This is a genomic window from Paenibacillus piscarius (assembly GCF_022234545.1).
In the GTDB taxonomy this organism is placed as follows: domain Bacteria; phylum Bacillota; class Bacilli; order Paenibacillales; family Paenibacillaceae; genus Paenibacillus_AQ; species Paenibacillus_AQ piscarius.
On the sequence record NZ_JAIEUI010000019.1, the window covers coordinates 16,361 to 37,212 of the forward strand.

The window sequence follows — 20,852 nt, forward strand, 5'->3', positions numbered from 1 at the left end:
ACAATGCCATCCGTAGCTTTTTATACGTTAGGCTGCAAAGTCAATTTCTATGATACTGAAGCCATCTGGCAGCTATTTAAGAATGAGGGGTATGAGCAGGTCGATTTCGAGGGCAACGCCGATGTCTATCTGATTAATACCTGCACAGTAACCAATACAGGCGATAAAAAAAGCCGGCAGATGATCCGCCGGGCGGTACGCCGCAATCCTGACGCCATCGTAGCGGTTACCGGCTGCTACGCGCAGACCTCTCCCGGCGAGATTCTGGATATTCCCGGAGTCGATCTGGTAATCGGTAACCAGGACCGCGAGCAGATTATGACCCACGTGAAGAACATCCAAGAATCCCGCCAGCCGGTGAATGCGGTCCGCAACATTATGAAGACACGCGAGTTCGAGGAAATGGATGTGCCCGGCTTCGCCGACCGCACGCGGGCGTTCATGAAGATTCAGGACGGCTGCAACAACTTCTGCACCTTCTGCATCATTCCGTGGTCGCGCGGCCTCTCGCGCAGCCGTGATCCGAAATCAATCGTCGCCCAGGCCCATCAGCTGGTGGAGGCCGGATACAAGGAATTCGTCCTGACCGGCATTCATACCGGCGGATACGGGGATGATCTGGAGAACTACCGCCTCTCCGACCTGCTCTGGGAGCTGGATAAGGTGGACGGGCTGGAACGGGTGCGGATCAGCTCGATTGAAGCGAGCCAGATTGACGGGAAGCTGCTGGAGGTGCTGAACCGCAGCACGAAGATGTGCCGTCATCTTCATATTCCGCTGCAGGCCGGACATAACGAGGTGCTGAAGGCGATGCGCCGGAAGTATACGACCGAGGAGTATTACGCCAAAATGCAACTGATCCGCCAGGCCATGCCGGATGTGGGGATTACCACAGACGTGATCGTCGGCTTCCCGGGCGAGACGGACGAGATGTTCCGGGCCGGTTATGAGTTCATGAAGGCGGTCAACTATTCCGAGATGCATGTCTTCCCGTATTCCAAGCGGACCGGAACACCGGCAGCGCGGATGCTGAACCAGGTCGATGAAGAGATCAAGAATGCCCGTGTCCAGGAGCTGATCGACCTCTCCGAAGAGATGCAGCTGGCATATGCCCGGCGGTTCGTTGGACAGACCCTGACTGTCATTCCTGAGCGGGCGGCTAAGAGTTCGCCGGGACGCAGTGTGCAGCACGGCTTCAGCGACAATTATCTGCAGATTCTGTTTAATGGAGAGGATTCGCTGCAGGGCGAGCTCTGCCAGGTCAAGGTAACCGAAGCCGGCGTCAATGAATGCCGAGGCGAGCTGGTGAGTGTCGGCCGTGCGGTAGCGTCGGTCTGACCGGTTAAGTTGTTGCAGGATGTCTTCCGGGCCTTTCAGGGCGGGAGACATCTTTTTTCATAATTATATAGATTGAACTAAAAATTTAAGTTAAAGGAAAAGTGGCGGAGGGGAATTGTGTATAGTCACAAAGACCCGAATTTAACCGATTGCCGAAATGGGGTAAAGACTTGGGCTGTATTTGTCGATATAGTGGAAGAGAGTGGCAAAAGTCCACCGATAATCAAACCGTCTAAGGAGAGAACAGATGACCGTGTACAGGAAAATGACCAAAACGCTCCTCATTATGATATTGCTCGTGGCTGCAGCTTTTCCGGTAAACGTCTTCGCGGCTAACGGGGACACGATCTCGATTGAATTCGACAGCTCAGCCAAAGTTGAGCTTACCGTCGGCCAGTCGCCGAAGCAGCTCAAGGTATATGCCAATGTCGAGGGCTCCGCGTCCAAACGGGATGTGACGGCCGCCGCCACATGGACCTCTTCCAAGAATGAAGTAGTTACAGTACTGAACGGCCAGCTTAGACCTGTGGATACCGGGACGGCAATGATTACAGCGACCTATAATAATGCTGTAGCTTCTGTGGAGGTATCCGTAACCTATCCTTTTAAAGAATTGAAGCTCAAACGCAGCACAGAAGGCAACTACAAGCTGGGCGATAAGGATGAATTGCTCCAGATTACCGCAACTGCTATCGGCGGGGCTTCGGCCACATCCGAGAAGGATGTCACGAAGGATGCGGAATGGAGCAGCTCGAACACAGGCGTGCTGACAGTAGCCGCAGGCAAGATTACGCTGGTAGGCGAAGGGAAGGCCACCATAACAGCCAAGTACAAAGGATTAACCGAGACCTTCAAGGCGGTTGTAGAGCTGCCTTATTCCGCCATTGTCCTTAAAGATAAGAACGGCACTGCCGTCAAGGAAATGGAAATGCTGGTCGGGGACAGCCCGGTGCAGTTGACCGCCAAGACGAAGACGGGATCGGAAGGACAGGAGATTACGCTGAGTGACGGTGTAGAATGGAGCAGCTCCAGCGAGAGCGTGGCTACAGTCAAGAACGGTGAAATCACCATTCTTGCCGTAGGCAAGGCAGTTATTACAGCCAGCTACCTGGGTGTAACCAAGTCCGTTGATGTCTACGTGCGCGCCCCTTACGAAGCGCTTCTGCTGACGCCTTCCGGCGATCAGTCGCTGTTCCTGGGCGAGAGCCTGAATGTAACGGCAGAGATGCGCAATGCGGTCAATTCAACCTCGAACGAGACAGCGTCTGCTACCTGGACCTCCGACAACATTATGAATGCTACAGTAACCGCGAATAAGGCTGACGCCGGCAATGCATTCGCAACTGTAACAGGTAAAGCGGTTGGAACCTCCATCATTAAGGCCGATTATCTTGGGATTAGCAAAAGCTTCAAAGTCACGGTGCTCCCAACCCTGACAGAGTTGAAGCTGGACAAGACAGAACTGGAATTATATACGGCCGATTCGGTAAGTCTGCCGAAGGTCAACGGAACTAAGTATGATGCAAGCAAGCTGGATATCAGCGAGGAGATCGAGTGGACCTCCGCGAATGAGGATATTGCCTCCATTAAGGACGGTAAGATTACAGGCGGAAAAGCCGGTACCGTGGTGCTGACCGGAAAGATTAAATCAGGCAGTGTAAGCCCGGCGTCCGCCTCCGCCATCCGCTCCAAGACGGTTCAGCTTAATGTTACCGTTCAGAATAAAGTGCTTGTCCTGCTGGGACCGGATATGCCTCTGAACGTAGTGATCGGGGAGGAGCTTAAGCTGCCCGCTGTCCAAGCTGTGCTGGAGAACGGCGATGAGCTGGATGTATCGGATAGCATCAAGTGGGAGCTGAGCGGCAGCAACGCCGTGCTTAAGCAGACCGCTGCGTCCAAGACGATCAAAGGGCTGCTCAAAGGCACAGCCTCTCTGAAAGGCACTTATTCCAACAAGACCATCACTATTCCGGTTACAATAGAGCAGAAGGTTGTGAAGCTGGTAGTGGAGCCGGCTGCGCTGGATATGAACATCAAGGCGTCGAAGTCCATCAAGGTGACCGGATATTTCTCGAACGGCAAATCGGCGAATTTCTCAAGCGCCATGAATTGGGAATCATCCAACCCTGCAGTAGCCTCGGTCAACAAGACTTCTGTTAAAGCGCTGGCTGAAGGCACAACCATACTGAGCGGCTCGTACCAGGGGATTCAGGCGACCGTTAAGATCAATGTTGTTCCCAAGCTCCTGAAGATCACCGTCAGTGAGAACCGGCTGAGCCTTGCACCCGGTGCAGGCAAGGGCGTCGTTGTTACCGCGCTCTATGATACCGGCCAGACTGCAGTGGTCACAGGCAGCATGGTGTGGACCAGCTCCAAGACCTCTGTAGCCAAAGTCAATGCTTCCGGGGTGATTACTGCGGTAAGCAAGGGCAACGCGTCTATCAAAGGGAAGCTGGGCACGAAGACAGTGACGGTATCTGTCAGCGTGAAGTAGTTCAATGCCTGTGGTAAGGCATTCTATAGTGTATTCAGACCTGCACATTCGTCTTTAGGACGGGGTGCAGGTTTTTTATCATTAGGGGAATACAAGGATTGGCGCTGGAGTGGAGGATAAGCACATCTTGATACGAATGTATGTTCCTTTCATCATATGAAATTCCAGTTTGATGGAATATAATTACACACATGAAGTCTGATACTTGACCTGGGAGGCGACAGAGATTTCTATACCGCATGATGAGGCTTTTAAGAAGCTGCTGGAGACATTTTTTCAGGAATTCATTGAGCTGTTCTTTCCTGAGCTGGATGCTATGCTCAACTATAGTGAGACCCGGTTTCTGATGCAGGAATTGCTGGTGGACATTGTCGGCGAAGAGGCGCGAGAGCTGGATCTGCTGCTGGAGACGCGCTACAAAGGGCTGGACGGCTATATTCTGATTCACCTGGAGCCGCAATCATACAAGGATCATGAATTTCGCGAAAGAATGTTTATCTACTTCAGCCACCTGTTTGAGCGCTACCGCAAAGATCATAAGCTGATTATCCCTATTGCCATCTTTACTTCAGATGTGGTTAGAGAGGAACAGGATACGCTGGAGATGTCCATTCCAGAACACAATATTCTGCGCTTCCAGTTTCTTTAGGTGGAGCTGCGCAAGCAGAACTGGCGGCGGTTCATCGATTCGGATAATGCGGTGGCTGCTGCGTTATTGGCCAAGATGGGGTATACTACAAGAGAAGCGAGAGAAGTGCGCCGGGAATTCCTGCGAATGTTCATGAAGCTGAGGGCACGGCTGGATCAGGGCAGATTGGCATTGATAATGTCAGTAGCGGATCTGTACTTCAAGCCGGACCGGGCGCAGGACGAAGAGATTCTAAGAGAAATAATCGATCACTATCCGGAGGAGGAGGAAGCTATTATGGAATTGATGCCAGCCTGGAAGCGTTGGGGTTATGAAGAGGGTATTGCGGAAGGTATAGAGAAAGGCAAAGCGGAAGGCAAAGAAGAAGGCCAGGCGGAGACGATCCGTAAACTGCTGATCCACGGATTTGCCCCCGAAGAGGTATCCAAAGCGGTTGATTTGCCTCTGGATGAGATTAAGAAGCTGATGTAAAATACAGACCCGGGTGCACATCATGCTGCCTCGGGTCTTTGTTTGTTCCTGGGTGCAGAGAACGGGAGAGAACTGGATTAGTACTATAGCACGGATTGAAGTATAATGAGTGCGGCGATTACGGTTCTTCCGGAGGCTTAGGACTGCAGCCGCTGCTCCAGCCTGGACCATACGGGCAGGTAGCATAACGGCAATACAGCAAGTGAGCAGAAGACATTGAATATAGTCTGGGCATGGGCCAGTTGAGCGGCAGGTCCTCCGCCAATCCAGGCGGACAGGGATTGCAGGGGCTGGATGAACGGCAGGAAGAGCAGGGCGCCGCCGACATTGAGCGTCACATGCGACCAGGCGACAAAAACGCCTGAGGGTGTGCTGCCGATGGCGGCGATGACGGCAGTGACGCAGGTACCAATGTTTGCGCCAAGGACAATGGCGATGCCAAGCGCCGGCGGCATCACGCCGCTGGCGGCGAGGCCCATCGCCATGCCGATGACCGCCGCGCTGCTGTGTACCATGGCGGTCAGCACGGCTCCGGCGGCCAGGCCCCACAGCGCGCTGGTGGCGGCATGATCAAGGAACCAGCGGAACAGCCCGCTGTCTTCGAGGGCAGGTCCGATGGACTGCATGACCGCGATGCCCCACAGCACCAGCGCGAATCCGGCAACCGCCAGGCAGATGAACTGCAGCGGTCCCGCAATCCGGCGGCAGACCTCCGGCAGCCGCCCGGACGGCAGTTCGCCGGCCATGACGGCGGCGGCCCACAGGCAGAGCGCCGCCGTCAGCAGCGGCGGCGCCAGCGTGCTGATCTGCAGGCTGATCAGCTCCGTCGTCAGGCAGGTGCCAATGTTGCTGCCGAGAATGATGCCCAGCGTGCGGGCATAGGTCAGCAGCCCGGCATTCACCATGCCGATGGTCAGCACCGTCACGGCGGTGCTGCTCTGTAGCAGCGCGGACAAGAGGGCGCTGGCGATCAGGCCTTTGGCCGGGGTGGAGGTGGCCTTGTGTAAGCTGCGCTTCAGCAGCGGGCCGGCCAGCTTTGCCAGCGAGGCTTCCATCACCTTCATCCCGGCCAGGAAGATCACAAGACCGTAGAAGACAGGGAACAGCAATTCACGGATCATAAGGACAGGCTCCTTTGTGAACAAGGGTTGTACCCAATATATGAAGCTGGCATGTAGGACATGTATACGAATCGAACAACAAGAACAGGAGTTGAACGTATTGGCATCGGTAATTCTGGAACGCAACCGTAAAAAAAGACTGGAGCAGGGCCATCCCTGGGTCTACGCCAGTGAAGTGGCCTCGATGGACGGTGAGCCGCAGGCAGGGGGGCTGGTGGAGGTGCTGACCCATCAGGGCCGGTATCTGGCTACAGGCTATTACAATCCGGCCTCGCAGATCCGGGTAAGAATTGTATCGCAGGAGAGGCTTGCGGCGATGGACACCGCTTTTTTTGTGCAGCGGTTCGCAGACTGCCTGAAGCACCGGGAACGCTTCCTGCCGGGGGCAGACGCCTACCGTCTGGTGTACGGGGAAGCGGACTTCCTGCCGGGCCTGATCATCGACCGCTTCGGCGAGGTGCTTGTGGTGCAGCTCTTGACCCTGGCGATGGATCAGCGCCGCTCTGAGATCGTGGAAGCGCTGGTGCAGGTGATGGCGCCGCGCGGCATCTATGAGCGCAGCGATGTCAGTGTGCGCGAGCTGGAAGGGCTGGAACAGACCACAGGGGTGCTTTACGGCGAATGCCCGCGCCATATTACCGTAAGCGAGAACGGACTGAAGGTGATCGTAGATATTGAAGAGGGGCAGAAGACCGGCTACTTCTTCGATCAGCGGGAGAACCGTGCGTCTATCGCTCCGCTGATGAAGGGCTGGGGCGCCCGCAGCGGGATTACGATGCAGAATGTAACCGCAGAGGACGGATCGCAGCAGCAGCTGCCGGTCAATAAAAGCGGCAACCCGGTCACCTTCCCTTACTGGGACGGGGCCACGGTGCTGGAGTGCTTCGCGCATACCGGAAGCTTCACGCTGCACGCCTGCAAATACGGGGCCAAGAAGGTCACCTGCCTGGATGTCTCCGCCCATGCGATTGAGAGCGCAAAGGCCAATGTGGAGATCAACGGATTCACCGACCGGGTGGAATTCGTAGTGGAGGATGCGTTTGCCTACCTGCGCAATCAGGTCAAGGGCCAGGAGGAACGTGCGGAGCGTGCGGCGGGCGGGTCTGCGGCAGCGAAAGGGAAGCCCGGGAACAAGGCAGCAGCCAAGCCGGATACGGCGAAGCCGATGATGGCCGGGGGCGGGCGTACCTGGGATGTCGTCATTCTGGACCCGCCTGCTTTTGCCAAGACCAAGAGCGCGGTGGCCGGAGCCTGCCGGGGCTACAAGGATATCAATCTGCAGGGCATGAAGCTGGTGAACGAAGGCGGGTATCTGGTTACCGCCAGCTGCTCGTACCATATGCAGCCTCAGCTGTTCCTGGATACGATCATGGAAGCGGCCAAGGATGCCGGCAAAGTGCTGAGATTAATTGAGTGGCGGGCCGCCGGCAAGGACCATCCGCAGATTCTCGGCGTGAACGAAGGGCATTACCTGAAGTTCGCCATCTTTGAGGTGCGCAGCAAATAAGAAGCGTAAGATCCGGCGGTATAACGGGTTGAGCAAGGAGAGTCTCTGTTATAGAGGCTCTTTTTGTTGTTCGCAGTCATATCTTCCCCTCTGAAAAGCAGATCCCCCTGTCCCGGACGCTCCGGCTGTCCCTCTATAGTCAATTGATAATAATTCTCAATGAAGATATAATGAACCCATGTCAGAGGGGGTGAGCAGATACATGGCAGAGATGAACAGCTTCAATGTGCAGGCAGAACGGATAAATGCAAGCAAGACACTAATCGGTGAAGGATTCCGGCAGACCTACTGCATGGATGGCAACCATTTCGAGATCAGACCGCCCGCCGGACTGGGGGAAGGGAGCTGCCGGAGTCTTGTGACCCGGGGTTCGGTTCAGATGACAGACTTCAACCTTACTTTTAACCGCGATATCGATGCCTCCGGCGAGTTCAGAACACCGCGTACCGAGCTTGTCTTTTGCCTGGGAGAAGGAATTGAATGGGGAACCTCGCTGGAAGGCGGCGGCTTCGGCATTCAGACAGGGGAGATGGCGCTGCTGCACGGGGGAAGGCGGGCGGAGAATTGCCGGTACCACCAGAATGCGCGCTACCGCTTCATCAGTATGGATATGAGCCCGGAGCATTTCAGGCGGCTGACTTCGTCCTTAAGCGGAGATGAGCGGTTGAACCGTCTGACAGGGGAAGGAATTTATTTTGCCAAAAGCAGAATTACGCCAGCCCTCCGTCCGGTTCTCGCACAAATTGCGGAATGCTCTTACAGCGGAGGAATACGCGAGCTCTATCTGGAGGGGAAGATGCTGGAGCTGTTCGCGGTCTACCTCAACGAGTCGCTGTATCAGGAAGAGCGGGTGCCGGCTGCTGTGAAGCTGTCCAGAGATGATATGCAGTGTCTGGAGCTGGCCCGGATGATTCTGCAGCAGGAATACACACACCCGCCCACACTGTCCGGCCTGTCACGGAGAATCTGCCTGAATGAATTCAAGCTCAAAAAGGGCTTCAAGGAAATGTTCGGCACTACGGTTCACGCGTATGTGATTGAGCAGCGGCTGCAGCAGGCCTATCGTTTGCTCTGTGAGGACAGGCTGAGTGTCAGTGAGACCGCTTCACGCGTAGGCTACGGGAATGTCAGCCATTTTGCTGCAGCCTTCCGCAAGCGATACGGGTTCAATCCCGGAAATATACCAATTGCGGCCATGAGACTCCCCTTTTGAGTAGGAAAACTCCCGGAAACGGTAGAGTGCTTCAGTCAGGATAGCCTACACTTGTGCACAGAGAATCATTCTCAGTGCACTTTTTGGTATGCTGGAATGTTCAGAATGGAGGGAAGTAATATGAGCAAGAGCAAGACGAAGAGCAGGACAGGAATACTGAGACTGCTGGAGATTGCCGGGGAGAAAAAAGGGCTGCTGCTCCTGTCCGGACTGTTGTCATCCGCCAGCGCGGTACTGATGCTGCTCCCCTTCGTATCCGTATACTATATTCTCGCGGAGCTGCTGCGTCATGCCTCAATGCCGGCCGGAGTAGACAGCGGCCTGATGATGCGCTGGGGGCTGATCGCGCTGGGAGGGCTGGTGCTGGGATTAATCCTGGCCTATGGCGGAATTATGTGCTCGCATGTGGCAGCCTTCCGTATCCAGTATAATCTGCGGATCACGATGACGGAGCATCTCGGCAGACTGCCGCTGGGGTATATGAACAGTACCTCTACAGGCGCAGTCAAAAAGACACTGGAGCAGAATGTGGAGAAGGTGGAGAATTTCATCGCCCATCAGCTGCCGGATATGGTCAGTGCATCCGCAACGACCGTGATTATGATTACGGCGATGTTCTGGCTGAGTCCGCTGCTGGCGGCTGCCTGCCTGCTGCCCATCCTGTTGGGCGTGGCAGTGCAATCGCTGCTGATGATGGGAAGCAAAGGCGAGGACAGCGTGCAGAATTACCATCAGGCTCTCGAACAGATCGGCGCTTCAGCGGTACAGTATGTCAGGGGAATGCCCGCTGTGAAAGTATTCGGCCAAACGGTGCATTCCTTCCGTAAATTTTATGGAGACATGATCCGCTACCGGGATTACTGCCTGAAGTACACTGATCATTTTCAGAACGGCTATATATCCTTCAAAACGCTGCTGGCCTCCGTTCCGGTCTTCGTTCTGCCGGCGGGCGTCTATCTTCTGACCCGTGAGCCGGATTCGCTGTCCGCAACGCTGAAGCTGCTTTTCTTCATGATAATGGCGCCAGGTGTCTCTGCTCCGCTCTACAAGCTGCTTATGCTGGCAGCCAGTACAAGGGATATCGGCGAAGGTGTCCGGCGGATAGATGAGCTGCTGTCCCGGCAGCCGGTTCCGGAGACGGATGCTCCGCTGGCACCGTCTTCCTACGATATTGAATTTGCTGAGGTGAGCTTCTCATACCATAACGATCAGGAAGCGTCGGCTGCGCTGACCGGCATCTCGTTCACCGCCAGGCAGGGTGAGGTCACCGCGCTGGTCGGGCCGTCCGGCTCGGGTAAGTCTACTATCGCGAGCCTGGTGCCGCGCTTCTGGGACCCGTCCTGGGGAGTAATCCGCATCGGGGGCGTGGACATCCGGGACATGAGTGTGGACGTTCTGATGAACACGGTCGCTTTTGTATTCCAGGAAACTTTTCTGTTCTATGACACGCTGTATGCCAATATTGCTGTGGGCTTGCCGGGGGCAACACTTCAGCAGGTGCAGGCCGCTGCCCGGGCAGCCCAGTGCGATGAATTCATCGGCCGGCTGCCGCAGGGCTACGATACGCTCATCGGTGAAGGCGGGGTATACCTGTCCGGCGGGGAAGAGCAGCGCATTGCTGTGGCCCGGGCAATTCTCAAGAATGCGCCGGTGCTGGTGCTGGATGAGGCGACCGCTTTTGCCGACCCGGAGAATGAGTACCGAATGCAGCTTGCCCTTACGGAGCTGATGCGGGGCAAGACGGTCATTGTTATCGCCCACCGCCTGTCTTCCATCCGGGAGGCTGAGCAAATTCTTGTGATGCAGGACGGTACCATTGCGGAGCGCGGCAATCATAACCGGCTGATCGCCGGGAACGGCTTGTATGCTGCCATGTGGCAGGCTTATGCTGGAGCCGGACAATGGCAGCTGGCGAAGGGGGGATCGGTACATGAAGGTACTGCATAATATTACAGCCGGCAGACCGCAAAAGCTGCTGCAGCCAGTGCTCTACTCAATCCTAAGCAATCTGGTTGCCGCCTTTCCGTTCGTGCTGATTGTCCAGGCGGTGCTGCTGATTTTTGAGCCCTATGTTACGCCGGATACGGAGCTTCAGACCGGGAAGCTGTGGTGGATTTGCCTCGGGCTTGCGGGAACGGCTATCCTGATGTTCCTCGCTGAAATTCCAGCCTACCGCTCAGCCTACCGGGGGGCTTATCATGTCGCAGCTGAAGGCCGGGCTGAATTGGCGGAGAAGCTGCGCAAGCTGCCGCTCGGGGTTCTGACCCGGCGTGATCCCGGGGATCTGGCCAATATGATCATGGGCGACTTCACACTGGTGGAGACAGGAATCTCACATCTGCTGCCGCAGCTGGCTGGCGCGTTTGTTCTGCCGGTCTTTGCCCTTGCCGGTCTGCTGGTACTGGACTGGCGGATGGCGCTCTCCATGTTCGCCGCCCTGCCGACTGCTGTGCTGGTCATGTATGCAACGGCCAGACTGCAGCGCAGGCTGGGCAGCACTCATATGAAGGCGAAGCTGAACGCGGCGAACCGGCTGCAGGAATATTTGAACGGCATTCGCGTCATGAAGGCTTATAGCCTTACCGGGGAGCGCTTCGAACGTCTAGCGTATGCTTTCCGGGCGCTGATGTCAGAGAGCATCCGTCTTGAGGGAATCTTCGGCCCCGTCATTCTGACGGCAATGGGCTTCCTGCGGGCCGGTCTGCCGCTGATGGTATATGTCGGGGTTCAGCTCCTGCTCGGCGGCGAGCTTGGGGTGCTGCAATTCACAGTATTTCTGGTCATCGGTTCCCGCATCTATGAGCCTTTGACCTCGGCGCTGGCGAACTATGCCGAGTTCCGTTATAACGAGCAGGCGGGGGAACGGATTGTGAAGCTCCTGGAGGAGCCAGTTATGTCCGGGAATACCAGGGCACTGCCGGAGGACAGCGGGATTACCTTCGAGCATGTTACCTTCGGTTACCAGGGAACAGCGGTCCTGAAGGGCCTGAGCCTGACGCTGCCTCGAGGGTCGATGACGGCGATTGTCGGACCATCCGGCAGCGGCAAAAGCACTGTGCTGCGCCTGATTGCCCGTTTCTATGATCCAGACTCCGGAGAGATCCGGATAGGGGGCAAGAGGCTGCGCGAGATTGATCCTGAGCATCTGCTGAAGGGGGTATCAGTTGTCTTCCAGGATGTCTATCTGTTCCAGGATACGATCGGGAACAATATCGGCTTCGGCCGTCCCGGCGCTTCGCAGGAAGAGATTCGTAAGGCAGCCGAGCAGGCCCGTTGCCATGAATTCATCATGAAGCTACCGCTTGGCTACGATACGCCGGTCGGTGAAGGCGGCAGCACGCTCTCCGGAGGAGAGAAGCAGCGGATCTCCATTGCCCGCGCGATGCTGAAGGATGCGCCGATTGTGCTACTGGATGAAGCCACCGCCTCCCTTGATCCGCAGAATGAGGCACAGATCCAGCGGGCTATTGACACGCTGATTCAGGGCCGGACAGTTATTGTAATTGCCCATCGGCTGGGAACAATCCGTAATGCGGACAACATCGTAGTGCTTGAGCATGGAGAATTGGCGGAGCAGGGGAGACATGAAGACCTGCTGGCTGCAGGAGGGCTGTATGCCCGGCTGTGGAAGCTTCAGCAGGAATCCGCCGGCTTCCGTATTTCATCATGAGAAGGGGGAATTGAAGTGGCTATTACAATAGATGAAGCCGACTGGCCGCTGGTCCGTATCAGCCTGGAGGAATCTTTCGATCAGCAGACCGTGGGGGAATATATTAACTATTGGGAGGATCTGCTGGCGCGAAGAACGCCCTTCGGACTGCTGATGATCCAGCCTGGTGAACGGGGAGAGCGGCCGGCGAAGGAGATTAGTAAGCAGTATGTGGACTGGTGCAAGGCGCACAAAGCAGAAATCTCCGCAACTTGCGCCGGCATTGCCGTAGTTATGCAGAGCGCCAGGCTGCTTGCCCTGTACAAGCCTGTAACTGCATTGTCGACCAAGAAATTTTACGGTTGCCCGGGCGGCGCCTTCAGCAGTGAAGAGGAGGCTGCAGGGTGGCTGGACATGCTGCTTACGAAGCAGCGGGAATAGGACACAGGCTCTATCAGATATATAGCTCTGCCAGTTTGCCGCTTACCGGCTCTGGCAGAGCTTTTTTTTGCAGAGTTCATATACAAACAATGGCAAACGTACGTTCTGGAGTGTGGCAGCGGAGGTATGATATACTAGGGAAACGAGAATTACATATATTCTAAGTTCACATAGATTACGAGTGTTCATCAAGGAAGGAGTCTGCTGAAATGACGGTTAACTTTCTGATCGGACGATCAGGCAGCGGAAAGACTACTAGAATATGGGAGACGGTGGCTTCGCGGCTGAAGGCGGAGCCGCTTGGCGCGCCGGTCATTCTCCTTGTTCCTGAGCAGGGCTCGTTCGGCGCGGAACGGGGCCTGCTGGCAGCGGGCCAGGTGAAGGGCAGCCTCCGCGCCCAGACACTCAGCTTCTCGCGGCTGGCGTACCGGGTGAAGCAGGAGACCGGCGGCAGCGCAAATCTGCCGATCAGTGGGGAAGGCAAGAAGATGCTGATCTATAAGATTATCGGCCGGCGGAAGGAAGAGCTGAAGCTGTTTGGCCCCTCAGCGGACAGGCCCGGATTCGTCGAGCGGCTGAGCAGCCTGCATACGGAGCTTAAGCGCTGCTGTCTGGGAGCCGGGGATCTGGAGGAGCAGCTTGCCCGGATGCAGGAGGCCGCCACCCGGAGCCCGATTCTGGCCGATAAGCTGGGTGATCTGCATCTGGTCTTCAGTGAGCTGGAGCAGGAGATGTCGCAGCTGTATATGGATGAAGAGGACCGGCTGGCTGAATTGACTGAGCAGATCAGACACTCAGAATATATACGCGGCGCAGAGATTTGGGTGGACGGCTTCCACGGGTTCTCCAGCCAGGAATTTCTCGTGCTGCGTGAACTAATGCAGTATGCTGGCCGGATGACCTTTGCACTCACCTTAGACCGGATTTACCCGTCAGGTGCGGTGCCCCATGAGCTGGACCTGTTCCATCCTGCAGCGGTAACCTATATAAAGCTGCGCGGAATGGCGGAGGAGCTGGGGCTTGAAGTGTGGGATGAGCTGCTGGCTTCTCCTGTGCTCCCGCGGTTTGAAGACCGTCCTGCACTGGCCCATCTGGAGCGAGGCTTCCAGCGCCGGCTGCGCTGGAACGGCGCGGCCGGGCCAGTGGAAGAAGCTATAGCTGTGCGTGCTGCGGCGTCCCGGCGGACTGAGGTGGAGAGCGCGCTGCGCGAGATGCTGAGCCTGGCCAGGGACTCAGGGGCCAAATACGGGGAGATGGCGGTATTCATGCGTAATATCGCCGATTATGAACCGCTGATTGCCCCGCTGTTCCAGGACTTCGGCATTCCGTTCTTTCTCGACCAGAAGAAGAATGAGCTGCATCATCCGCTGGTGGAATTTATCCGTTCGGCCCTGGATATTGTCCGCCGCCGCTGGCGCTACGAGGATGTATTCCGCTGTGTGAAGACAGGGCTGCTGCTTCCGCTGGACGGGAGCCTTACCGCTGAACATATGGATGAGCTGGAGAACTATGTGCTGGCCTGCGGCATTCACGGCTCCCGCTGGACGAACGGAAAGTCCTGGAAGGGCATCCCCCGTCTGTCGCTGGAGGGAAGTGAGGCTGTAGATGAAGCAATGCTGGCCAGAATGGAGGCTTGCCGGAAGGCGATTACGGAACCGCTGAAGATGTTCGGGCAGCGGGTCAAGGCCAGCCGCAGCGGGCTGGAGCTGTGCAGGGCGGTATACGATCTGCTGGTGGATACGGAAGCTGCACAGAAGCTGGAACAGATGGGAGCAGAGGCGCTGGAGCAAGGCCGCCCGCAGACGGCCCGCGAGCACAGCCAGCTATGGGGGGCTGTGCTTGACCTGCTGGACCAGATTGCCGAGATGATGGGCAGGGAGCGGATGGAATTCGAGCTGTTCGCCGGAGTGCTGGAAACTGGACTGGCGGAGCTTAAGATGGGGCTGGTGCCGCCGGCGCTTGACCAGGTGCTGGTCGGAACGATGGACCGTACCCGGGTCTCGGGCGTGAAGTACGCCTTCCTGCTGGGCTTCAATGAAGGAGTAGTTCCGGCGCAATTCAGGGAAGACGGGATCTTGTCGGAGGGAGAGCGTCTGCTGCTGGAGCAGGGCGGCATGGAGCTGGCCCCCGGCTCCTCCCGCAAGCTGCTGGATGAACGCTTCCTGATCTACAATGCGCTTACGGCAGCCAGCCGGAGACTGTGGATCAGCTATGCTGCTGCTGATGATGAGGGCAAGGCATTGCTGCCCTCGGAGATCATCCGCCAGCTGCAGGGGATGTTCCCGGAGCAGCTGAATGAACAATTTATCTCGGGGTTCCCGCAGAGCGGGAATGAGGAGGCTGTGCATATGAGCTTCATCGGCCATCCCGAGCAGACATTGAGGATGCTTCTGCTGCAGCTCCGGCAATGGCGGCAGGGAGCTGAGATTCCCGGCCTGTGGTGGGATGTCTATAACTGGATTGCCGGGGAGCACCAGACAGACATGCCTTTAGACATGGGGACGGAATCTTATGCCGCACCTCCCCTTGCGCTTAAGCTGAAGCTTGAGCAGATGCTTGGCTCGCTCTTTTACCGCAACGAAGGGATTAAGCTGAAGCGGGAGACCAGCTTACGGCTGTATGGGGGCTCCACGCTGCGCGGCAGTGTGTCGCGGATGGAGCGGTTCGTGGCCTGCTCCTTCTCCCACTTCGCTTCCTACGGTCTGCGGCTGAAGGAGCGCCAGCTCTACAAGCTCCAGGCGCCGGACATCGGTCAGTTGTTCCATGCAGCACTCAGTGAAATGGCCAAGGAATTGCAGAAGCAGGGGCGAAGCTGGGGCAGCATGACCGCCGAGGAATGCCGCACGGAGGCAGGGAAGACGGTAGACCGGCTCTCCCCGCTGCTGCAGGGCGAGATTCTGATGAGCAGCAAGCGTTACGGCTATATCTCCCGCAAGCTGAAGAATATTGTCGGCCGCGCTTCCGTGATCCTGGGGGAGCATTCGCGCAGAGGCAGCTTCGAGCCGGTCGGACTGGAGCTGGATTTCGGTCCTGGTAAGGACCTGCCTCCGCTGCGGATCACGCTGCCAAACGGCTGTGTTCTGGAGGTAGTCGGCCGGATTGACCGGGTGGATATGGCCGAAGGCGAACAGGGAATTCTGCTGCGGGTCATCGACTACAAATCCAGCCAGAAGGATCTGAAGCTGCATGAGGTCTACTATGGATTATCGCTGCAAATGCTGACTTACCTGGATGTGCTATTGACCTACTCTGAGCAGTGGCTTGGCCAGGCTGCCCTTCCGGCAGGAGCGCTCTATTTCCACGTCCATGATCCGCTCCTGACCTCCGCCAACGGAATGAACCGTGAACAGGCAGAACAGGAGCTGATGAAGCGCTTTAAGATGAAGGGGCTGCTGACAGCAGACCGCGAGGTCGTCTCGCTGATGGATACCACACTGGATAAGGGGTATTCCTCAATCGTACCTGTCGCCCTCAAAAGCGACGGCAGCTTCTATAGCAGCGCTTCTGTAGCAACGCCTGAGCAGTGGGGCGATCTGCTCTCTTCTGTACGCAGCACGATATCGGATATTGGAACACGTATCACCGAAGGCGATGTGGCGATTCAGCCGTACCGCATCCAGCAGGAGACCGCTTGCACCTTCTGCTCCTTCCGTCCGGTCTGCCAGTTCGATGAGGCGGTGGAGGGTAGCGCCTATAACATGCTCAGCAAGCCGGGCAAGGACGTCATCTGGGACCTGTTGTCCCGCCAAGGAGGAAACAAACCATGAGCATAAGACCTGAAGCGGAGCCGAAGCCGGAAGGAAGCCTATGGAGCGACGATCAGTGGCGCGCCATTGCGGAGAGCGGCAGCGATATTCTGGTAGCGGCAGCAGCGGGCTCCGGCAAAACGGCGGTGCTCGTGGAGCGGATCATCCGCAAGATCAGCAATGAGGACGCAGGCTTCAGTGTGGACCGCCTGCTGGTTGCCACGTTCACTAAGGCAGCCGCCTCCGAGATGCGCCAGCGCATCCGCGAGGCGCTGGAGCGGAAGATTGAGGAGGACGGCGAGACAGACAGCGAACATTTGCGGCGCCAGCTGGCCCTGCTGGGCAGAGCCTCCATTACAACGCTGCATTCCTTCTGTCTTGAAGTGATCCGCAGGTATTACCAGCTGATACCGATTGATCCCGGCTTCCGCATTCTGAACGAGCATGAGGCGGAGATGATGCGCCAGGAGCTGCTGGAAGAGCTGCTGGAGGAGAAATACGGCGAGGTCGCGGAGAACGGGGAGGATACGCTGTTTGTGCAGCTGGCCGACTGGTTCAGCGGCGAACGGAGCGATGATGCGGTGCATTCGCTGATTCAGCGGCTGCATGATTTCGCGCGCAGCCACCCTTGGCCGGAGCAGTGGCTGCTGGATACGGCAGCCGGCTTCACGGTGCCGGATGCCGCGGCTCTGGGCCGTACCCCCTGGGTGCAGAGCATCCTGGCCGAAGCCAGCCTGACTCTGAAGGGCGCAATCAGCCAGCTGGAGCAGGGACGGGAGATGGCGCTTCAGCCCGGAGGGCCGGCCCCGTATGCAGAGAATCTGGCTGCTGATCTGGAGATGGCACAAGGCCTGCTGGAGGCAGTGGAGTCGCAGCCTTGGGCAGAGCTGTATGATATTTTCATGGAGATCTCCTTCGGGAAGCTGAAGCCCTGCAAGAAGGATTCCACCGACCCGGCGTTACAGGAGAGTGTGAAGTCGGTCCGGGATCAGGTGAAGAAGAGCCTGCTGGAGCTGCAAAAGTCTTTGTTCGGGCGTCCGGCAGCGTCCTTTCTGGGCGAGCTTCATGAGGCCGCCCCGCTGATGCAGGAGCTGGCCGGTACCGTCATCGCGTTCGGCGAGCGCTATCAGAAGGAGAAGGCGGGCCGGGGGCTGGTGGATTTCAGTGATCTGGAGCATTATTGCCTGAAGATCCTGCGCCATCCCGACTCTCTGCCGGGGCATTCGCTGCCATCCGATGCGGCGGTGGAATACCGCAGCCAGTTCGATGAAGTGCTGCTGGATGAATATCAGGATACCAACAGCGTACAGGAGGAGATCGTCCGGCTGATCTCCCGTGAATCCCCGGGTAACCGCTTCATGGTCGGGGATATGAAGCAGAGCATCTACCGTTTCCGTCTGGCCGAGCCGGGGTTGTTCCTGGACAAATACCGTAGGTTCAGCTCCAGCCTGACGGCTGAGCAGGCGGGTGACCAGCCGGAAGCTGAGAGCAGCAGAGAGAACTCTGCCGGTAGCGGCACCGTTATCGATCTGGCCCGCAACTTCCGCAGCAGACGGGAGGTAGTCCATGCCGTGAATATGGTCTTCCGGCAGATTATGGACAGCAGTGTCGCGGAGATCAGCTATGACGAACGCGCCGAGCTGGTGTATGGTGCCGGCTTTCCGGGGGCGGAGGCGGCAGGGCCGGATACTTACTTCACGCCGGAGCTGCTGCTGATCGATAAAGGCTCTTCCGCCCAAGGGCCGGCGGAAGAGCTGGCCGAAGGGGACGAACTGCCCTTGCAGGAGAATGAAGCGGCGGAGAGTGAGACCGCGCTGCTCGAAGCACGCGCGATGGCCCGGCGCATCTCGCAGATGACGGGAATGACGGGCAACGACCCGTTGATGATCTATGATAAGGGTCTGCGGGTTATGCGCCCCGTGGGGTACGGCGACATTGTGATTCTGCTGCGTTCAGCCCAGCTGTGGACGCCGGTGATTATCGAAGAGCTGCGGAATGAAGGCATCCCGGCATACGGGGACCAGAACAAAGGATATTTCCAGGCGACCGAGGTGGAGATTGCACTCTCGCTGCTGCAGATTGTTGATAATCCCCGCCAGGATATTCCGCTGGCCGGCGTACTGCGCTCGCCGGTGGTGAATCTGAGCGAGGAGGAGCTGGCGAAGGTGCGGCTCTGCAGCAGCGGAACCTTCTATGATGCGGTGGTGGCTGCAGCCGGAGCCGCTCAGACTCAGCAGAGCCATCTTGCGGATATAGGGCTGGATGAATTTGTGCTGCCGGGACAGAGTGGCGGTTCCGGGAATACGGCAGACGAGACTGCAGCGGCCTATGATCTCTTCATAGCGGCGGAGTCCGGGGCTGAGCGTGAGGTGGCGGCAGCCGGGACCGGGGGCTCTGAGGCGCTGGCGGCGGTTTCACCCAAGCTGCGGAAGAAGCTGAACCGCTTCCTGGAGCAGCTGGAGAGCTGGAGAGAGGCGGCCCGTCTGGGCAGTCTGGGCGAGCTGATCTGGAGAATCTACCGCGAGAGCGGTTATCTGGAGTGGGCCGGCGGCCTACCCGGGGGCTTCCAGCGCCAGAATAACCTGAAGGCACTGTATGACCGTGCGGTTCAGTTCGAGAACGAGACCGCGTCCAGAGGCCTGTTCCGCTTCCTGGTGTTCATCTCGCGGCTGCGGGAGAACGGCGGGGATCTGGGCGTGGCCGGTGGCGGCAGTGAAGAGGCCGGTGGCGTACGGATTATGACAATCCACAAGTCCAAGGGGCTGGAATTTCCTGTGGTTTTCCTGGCAGGCATGAACAAGCAGTTCAACCGGCAGGACCTTCATGCCCCCTTCCTGATGCATAAGGAGCTGGGCTTCGGTCCCCGCTTTGTGGAGAGGGAGAGCAGGGTCAGCTATCCGACGCTGCCTTATCTGGCGATCAGCCGCCGTTCGCGGCTGGAGCTGCTCGCAGAGGAGATGCGTGTGCTCTACGTGGGACTAACCCGGCCGCGTGACAAAATGATTCTGGTCGGAACAGTCCGCGACCTGGCGCGCACAGCCTCCGGCTGGGCGGCAATGCAGGGCCGGGAGGAGCTGCTCCTGGCCGATCACTTGCTCGCGCGGGGCCGCAGCTACCTGGATTGGGTGGGGCCGGCGCTGATCCGCCATCCTGCTGCTGCCGTTCTGCGCAAGCTGGCCGGCAGCGAAGGTCCGGTGTCAACGGCGCTGCACCGGGACGAATCGAATTGGAGCATCTCGGTGACGGGCGTGCAGCAGCTGGGCTCCGGCTCCTTCACGGATGAAGGAGGGGGCAGCGATCCGGACGGGCTGCGTCCGCTGATGCTGGAGTCGCTCCGCAAGGCCGCCCCTGTGCCTGTTCCGGGAACACCCGCAGCCGGGGAGATTGCGGACAGACTGGGCTGGCACTATCCTTATCAGGCCGCTTCGGCCATTCCGGCCAAAACCTCGGTAACCGAGCTGAAGGGGCTGCTGTCGATGCAGGAGCAGCCGTCTTATGATCAGCTCGAGGAGCGGGTGCTTCCTGGAGTACCTGGTGCACCAAGCAGCGGCGTTTACAGGGAGAACCTGCATCTCCAGCGGCCGAAATTCATGGAGCAGCGGGGGCTTACTCCTGCCGAGCGCGGAACGGCTTATCATACCGTCATGCAGCATATTCCGCTGGATAAGCCGGTAGATCTGCCAGAGCTGGAGGCTACCGTGGAGCGGCTGGCCCGCCTGGCTATTCTGAGCAGGGAGCAGACGGATGCGGTGGAGCTGGAGAAGATTGCAGCATTCTGCCGGAGTGAGCTGGGCACAAGGCTCCTGCATTCCTCCTGGAAGACACGGGAGCAGCCCTTCAGCTACACAGTGCCTGCACATGAAGCCTATCAGGGGCTGGCTTATCTGGATGCAGCGGCAGCCGGCCTGGCTGAGGGAAGCGGCAATGATTTTACAGAGACTGTGCTGATCCAGGGGGTAATCGACTGCCTGTTCCGTGAGGAAGGGCGTCTGATCCTGGTCGATTACAAGACAGATTATGTTCCTGCACGGGAAGGCGCGCTTGAGGCGCTGGCCGGGAAATACCGCTTCCAGCTGGAGCTGTACAGCAAGGCCCTGCAGGATATTCTGGGCGAGCCGGTCAGCGAGATATGGCTGTACTTCTTCGACGGCGGACACGCTGTCAGGCTGTGACGAATACTATTAATCTATGAATGCCGCTGACAGGCGGGGAAAAGAGGGCGT

The 20,852-nt window shown here is 57.7% G+C and carries 12 protein-coding genes; 11 read left to right on the forward strand and 1 reads right to left on the reverse strand.

Annotated features, from left to right (window positions below; all coding sequences use genetic code 11):
* Window positions 1-3: 3 nt before the first annotated feature.
* From mtaB to K1558_RS24490, 4 genes are all read left to right on the forward strand, one after another.
* On the forward strand, window positions 4-1,338 hold the full coding sequence (gene mtaB, locus K1558_RS24475) for a tRNA (N(6)-L-threonylcarbamoyladenosine(37)-C(2))-methylthiotransferase MtaB (RefSeq protein WP_238654575.1): 1,335 nt from the start codon (window positions 4-6) through the stop codon (window positions 1,336-1,338).
* 247 nt (window positions 1,339-1,585) lie between these two features.
* The gene (locus K1558_RS24480; RefSeq protein WP_238654576.1) at window positions 1,586-3,832 is read left to right on the forward strand and encodes an Ig-like domain-containing protein; all 2,247 of its coding nucleotides are present in this window, start codon (window positions 1,586-1,588) and stop codon (window positions 3,830-3,832) included.
* A 205-nt stretch (window positions 3,833-4,037) separates the two neighbouring features.
* Entirely contained in the window at window positions 4,038-4,481 is a 444-nt protein-coding gene (locus K1558_RS24485; protein ID WP_238654577.1) for an Rpn family recombination-promoting nuclease/putative transposase, read from the forward strand.
* Window positions 4,482-4,952: an RpnC/YadD family protein gene (locus K1558_RS24490; RefSeq protein ID WP_238654578.1), complete on the forward strand. Its 471-nt coding sequence runs from the start codon at window positions 4,482-4,484 to the stop codon at window positions 4,950-4,952.
* Window positions 4,953-5,089: 137 nt separating this feature from the next.
* On the opposite strand, the gene K1558_RS24495 is transcribed toward K1558_RS24490, so the two are convergent.
* Complete coding sequence (locus tag K1558_RS24495) at window positions 5,090-6,073, reverse strand: Na/Pi cotransporter family protein (RefSeq protein WP_238654579.1); 984 nt, start codon at window positions 6,071-6,073, stop codon at window positions 5,090-5,092.
* A 100-nt stretch (window positions 6,074-6,173) separates the two neighbouring features.
* Between K1558_RS24495 and K1558_RS24500 the strand changes: the two genes are divergently transcribed.
* From K1558_RS24500 to K1558_RS24530, 7 genes are all read left to right on the forward strand, one after another.
* Window positions 6,174-7,580 (forward strand): class I SAM-dependent rRNA methyltransferase, encoded by a 1,407-nt coding sequence (locus K1558_RS24500; protein WP_238654580.1) that lies wholly within the window; start codon window positions 6,174-6,176, stop codon window positions 7,578-7,580.
* Window positions 7,581-7,782: 202 nt separating this feature from the next.
* Window positions 7,783-8,793, forward strand: coding sequence for a helix-turn-helix transcriptional regulator (locus K1558_RS24505; RefSeq protein ID WP_238654581.1), 1,011 nt, complete (start codon window positions 7,783-7,785; stop codon window positions 8,791-8,793).
* 120 nt (window positions 8,794-8,913) lie between these two features.
* Window positions 8,914-10,740 (forward strand): ABC transporter ATP-binding protein, encoded by a 1,827-nt coding sequence (locus tag K1558_RS24510; protein WP_238654582.1) that lies wholly within the window; start codon window positions 8,914-8,916, stop codon window positions 10,738-10,740.
* Window positions 10,724-12,463 carry an ABC transporter ATP-binding protein gene (locus K1558_RS24515; protein WP_238654583.1) on the forward strand — a complete coding sequence of 580 codons (1,740 nt, stop codon included), beginning with the start codon at window positions 10,724-10,726 and terminating at the stop codon, window positions 12,461-12,463. Before K1558_RS24510 ends, K1558_RS24515 begins: the two co-directional genes overlap by 17 nt.
* A gap of 15 nt (window positions 12,464-12,478) precedes the next feature.
* Window positions 12,479-12,883 carry a hypothetical protein gene (locus K1558_RS24520; protein WP_238654584.1) on the forward strand — a complete coding sequence of 135 codons (405 nt, stop codon included), beginning with the start codon at window positions 12,479-12,481 and terminating at the stop codon, window positions 12,881-12,883.
* A 209-nt stretch (window positions 12,884-13,092) separates the two neighbouring features.
* Window positions 13,093-16,650 (forward strand): helicase-exonuclease AddAB subunit AddB, encoded by a 3,558-nt coding sequence (gene addB / locus K1558_RS24525; RefSeq protein ID WP_238654585.1) that lies wholly within the window; start codon window positions 13,093-13,095, stop codon window positions 16,648-16,650.
* A complete protein-coding gene (locus K1558_RS24530; protein ID WP_238654586.1) occupies window positions 16,647-20,801 on the forward strand; it encodes a UvrD-helicase domain-containing protein in 4,155 nt (1,384 codons plus the stop codon). The genes addB and K1558_RS24530 overlap by 4 nt, the downstream gene beginning before the upstream one ends.
* Window positions 20,802-20,852 lie beyond the last annotated feature (51 nt).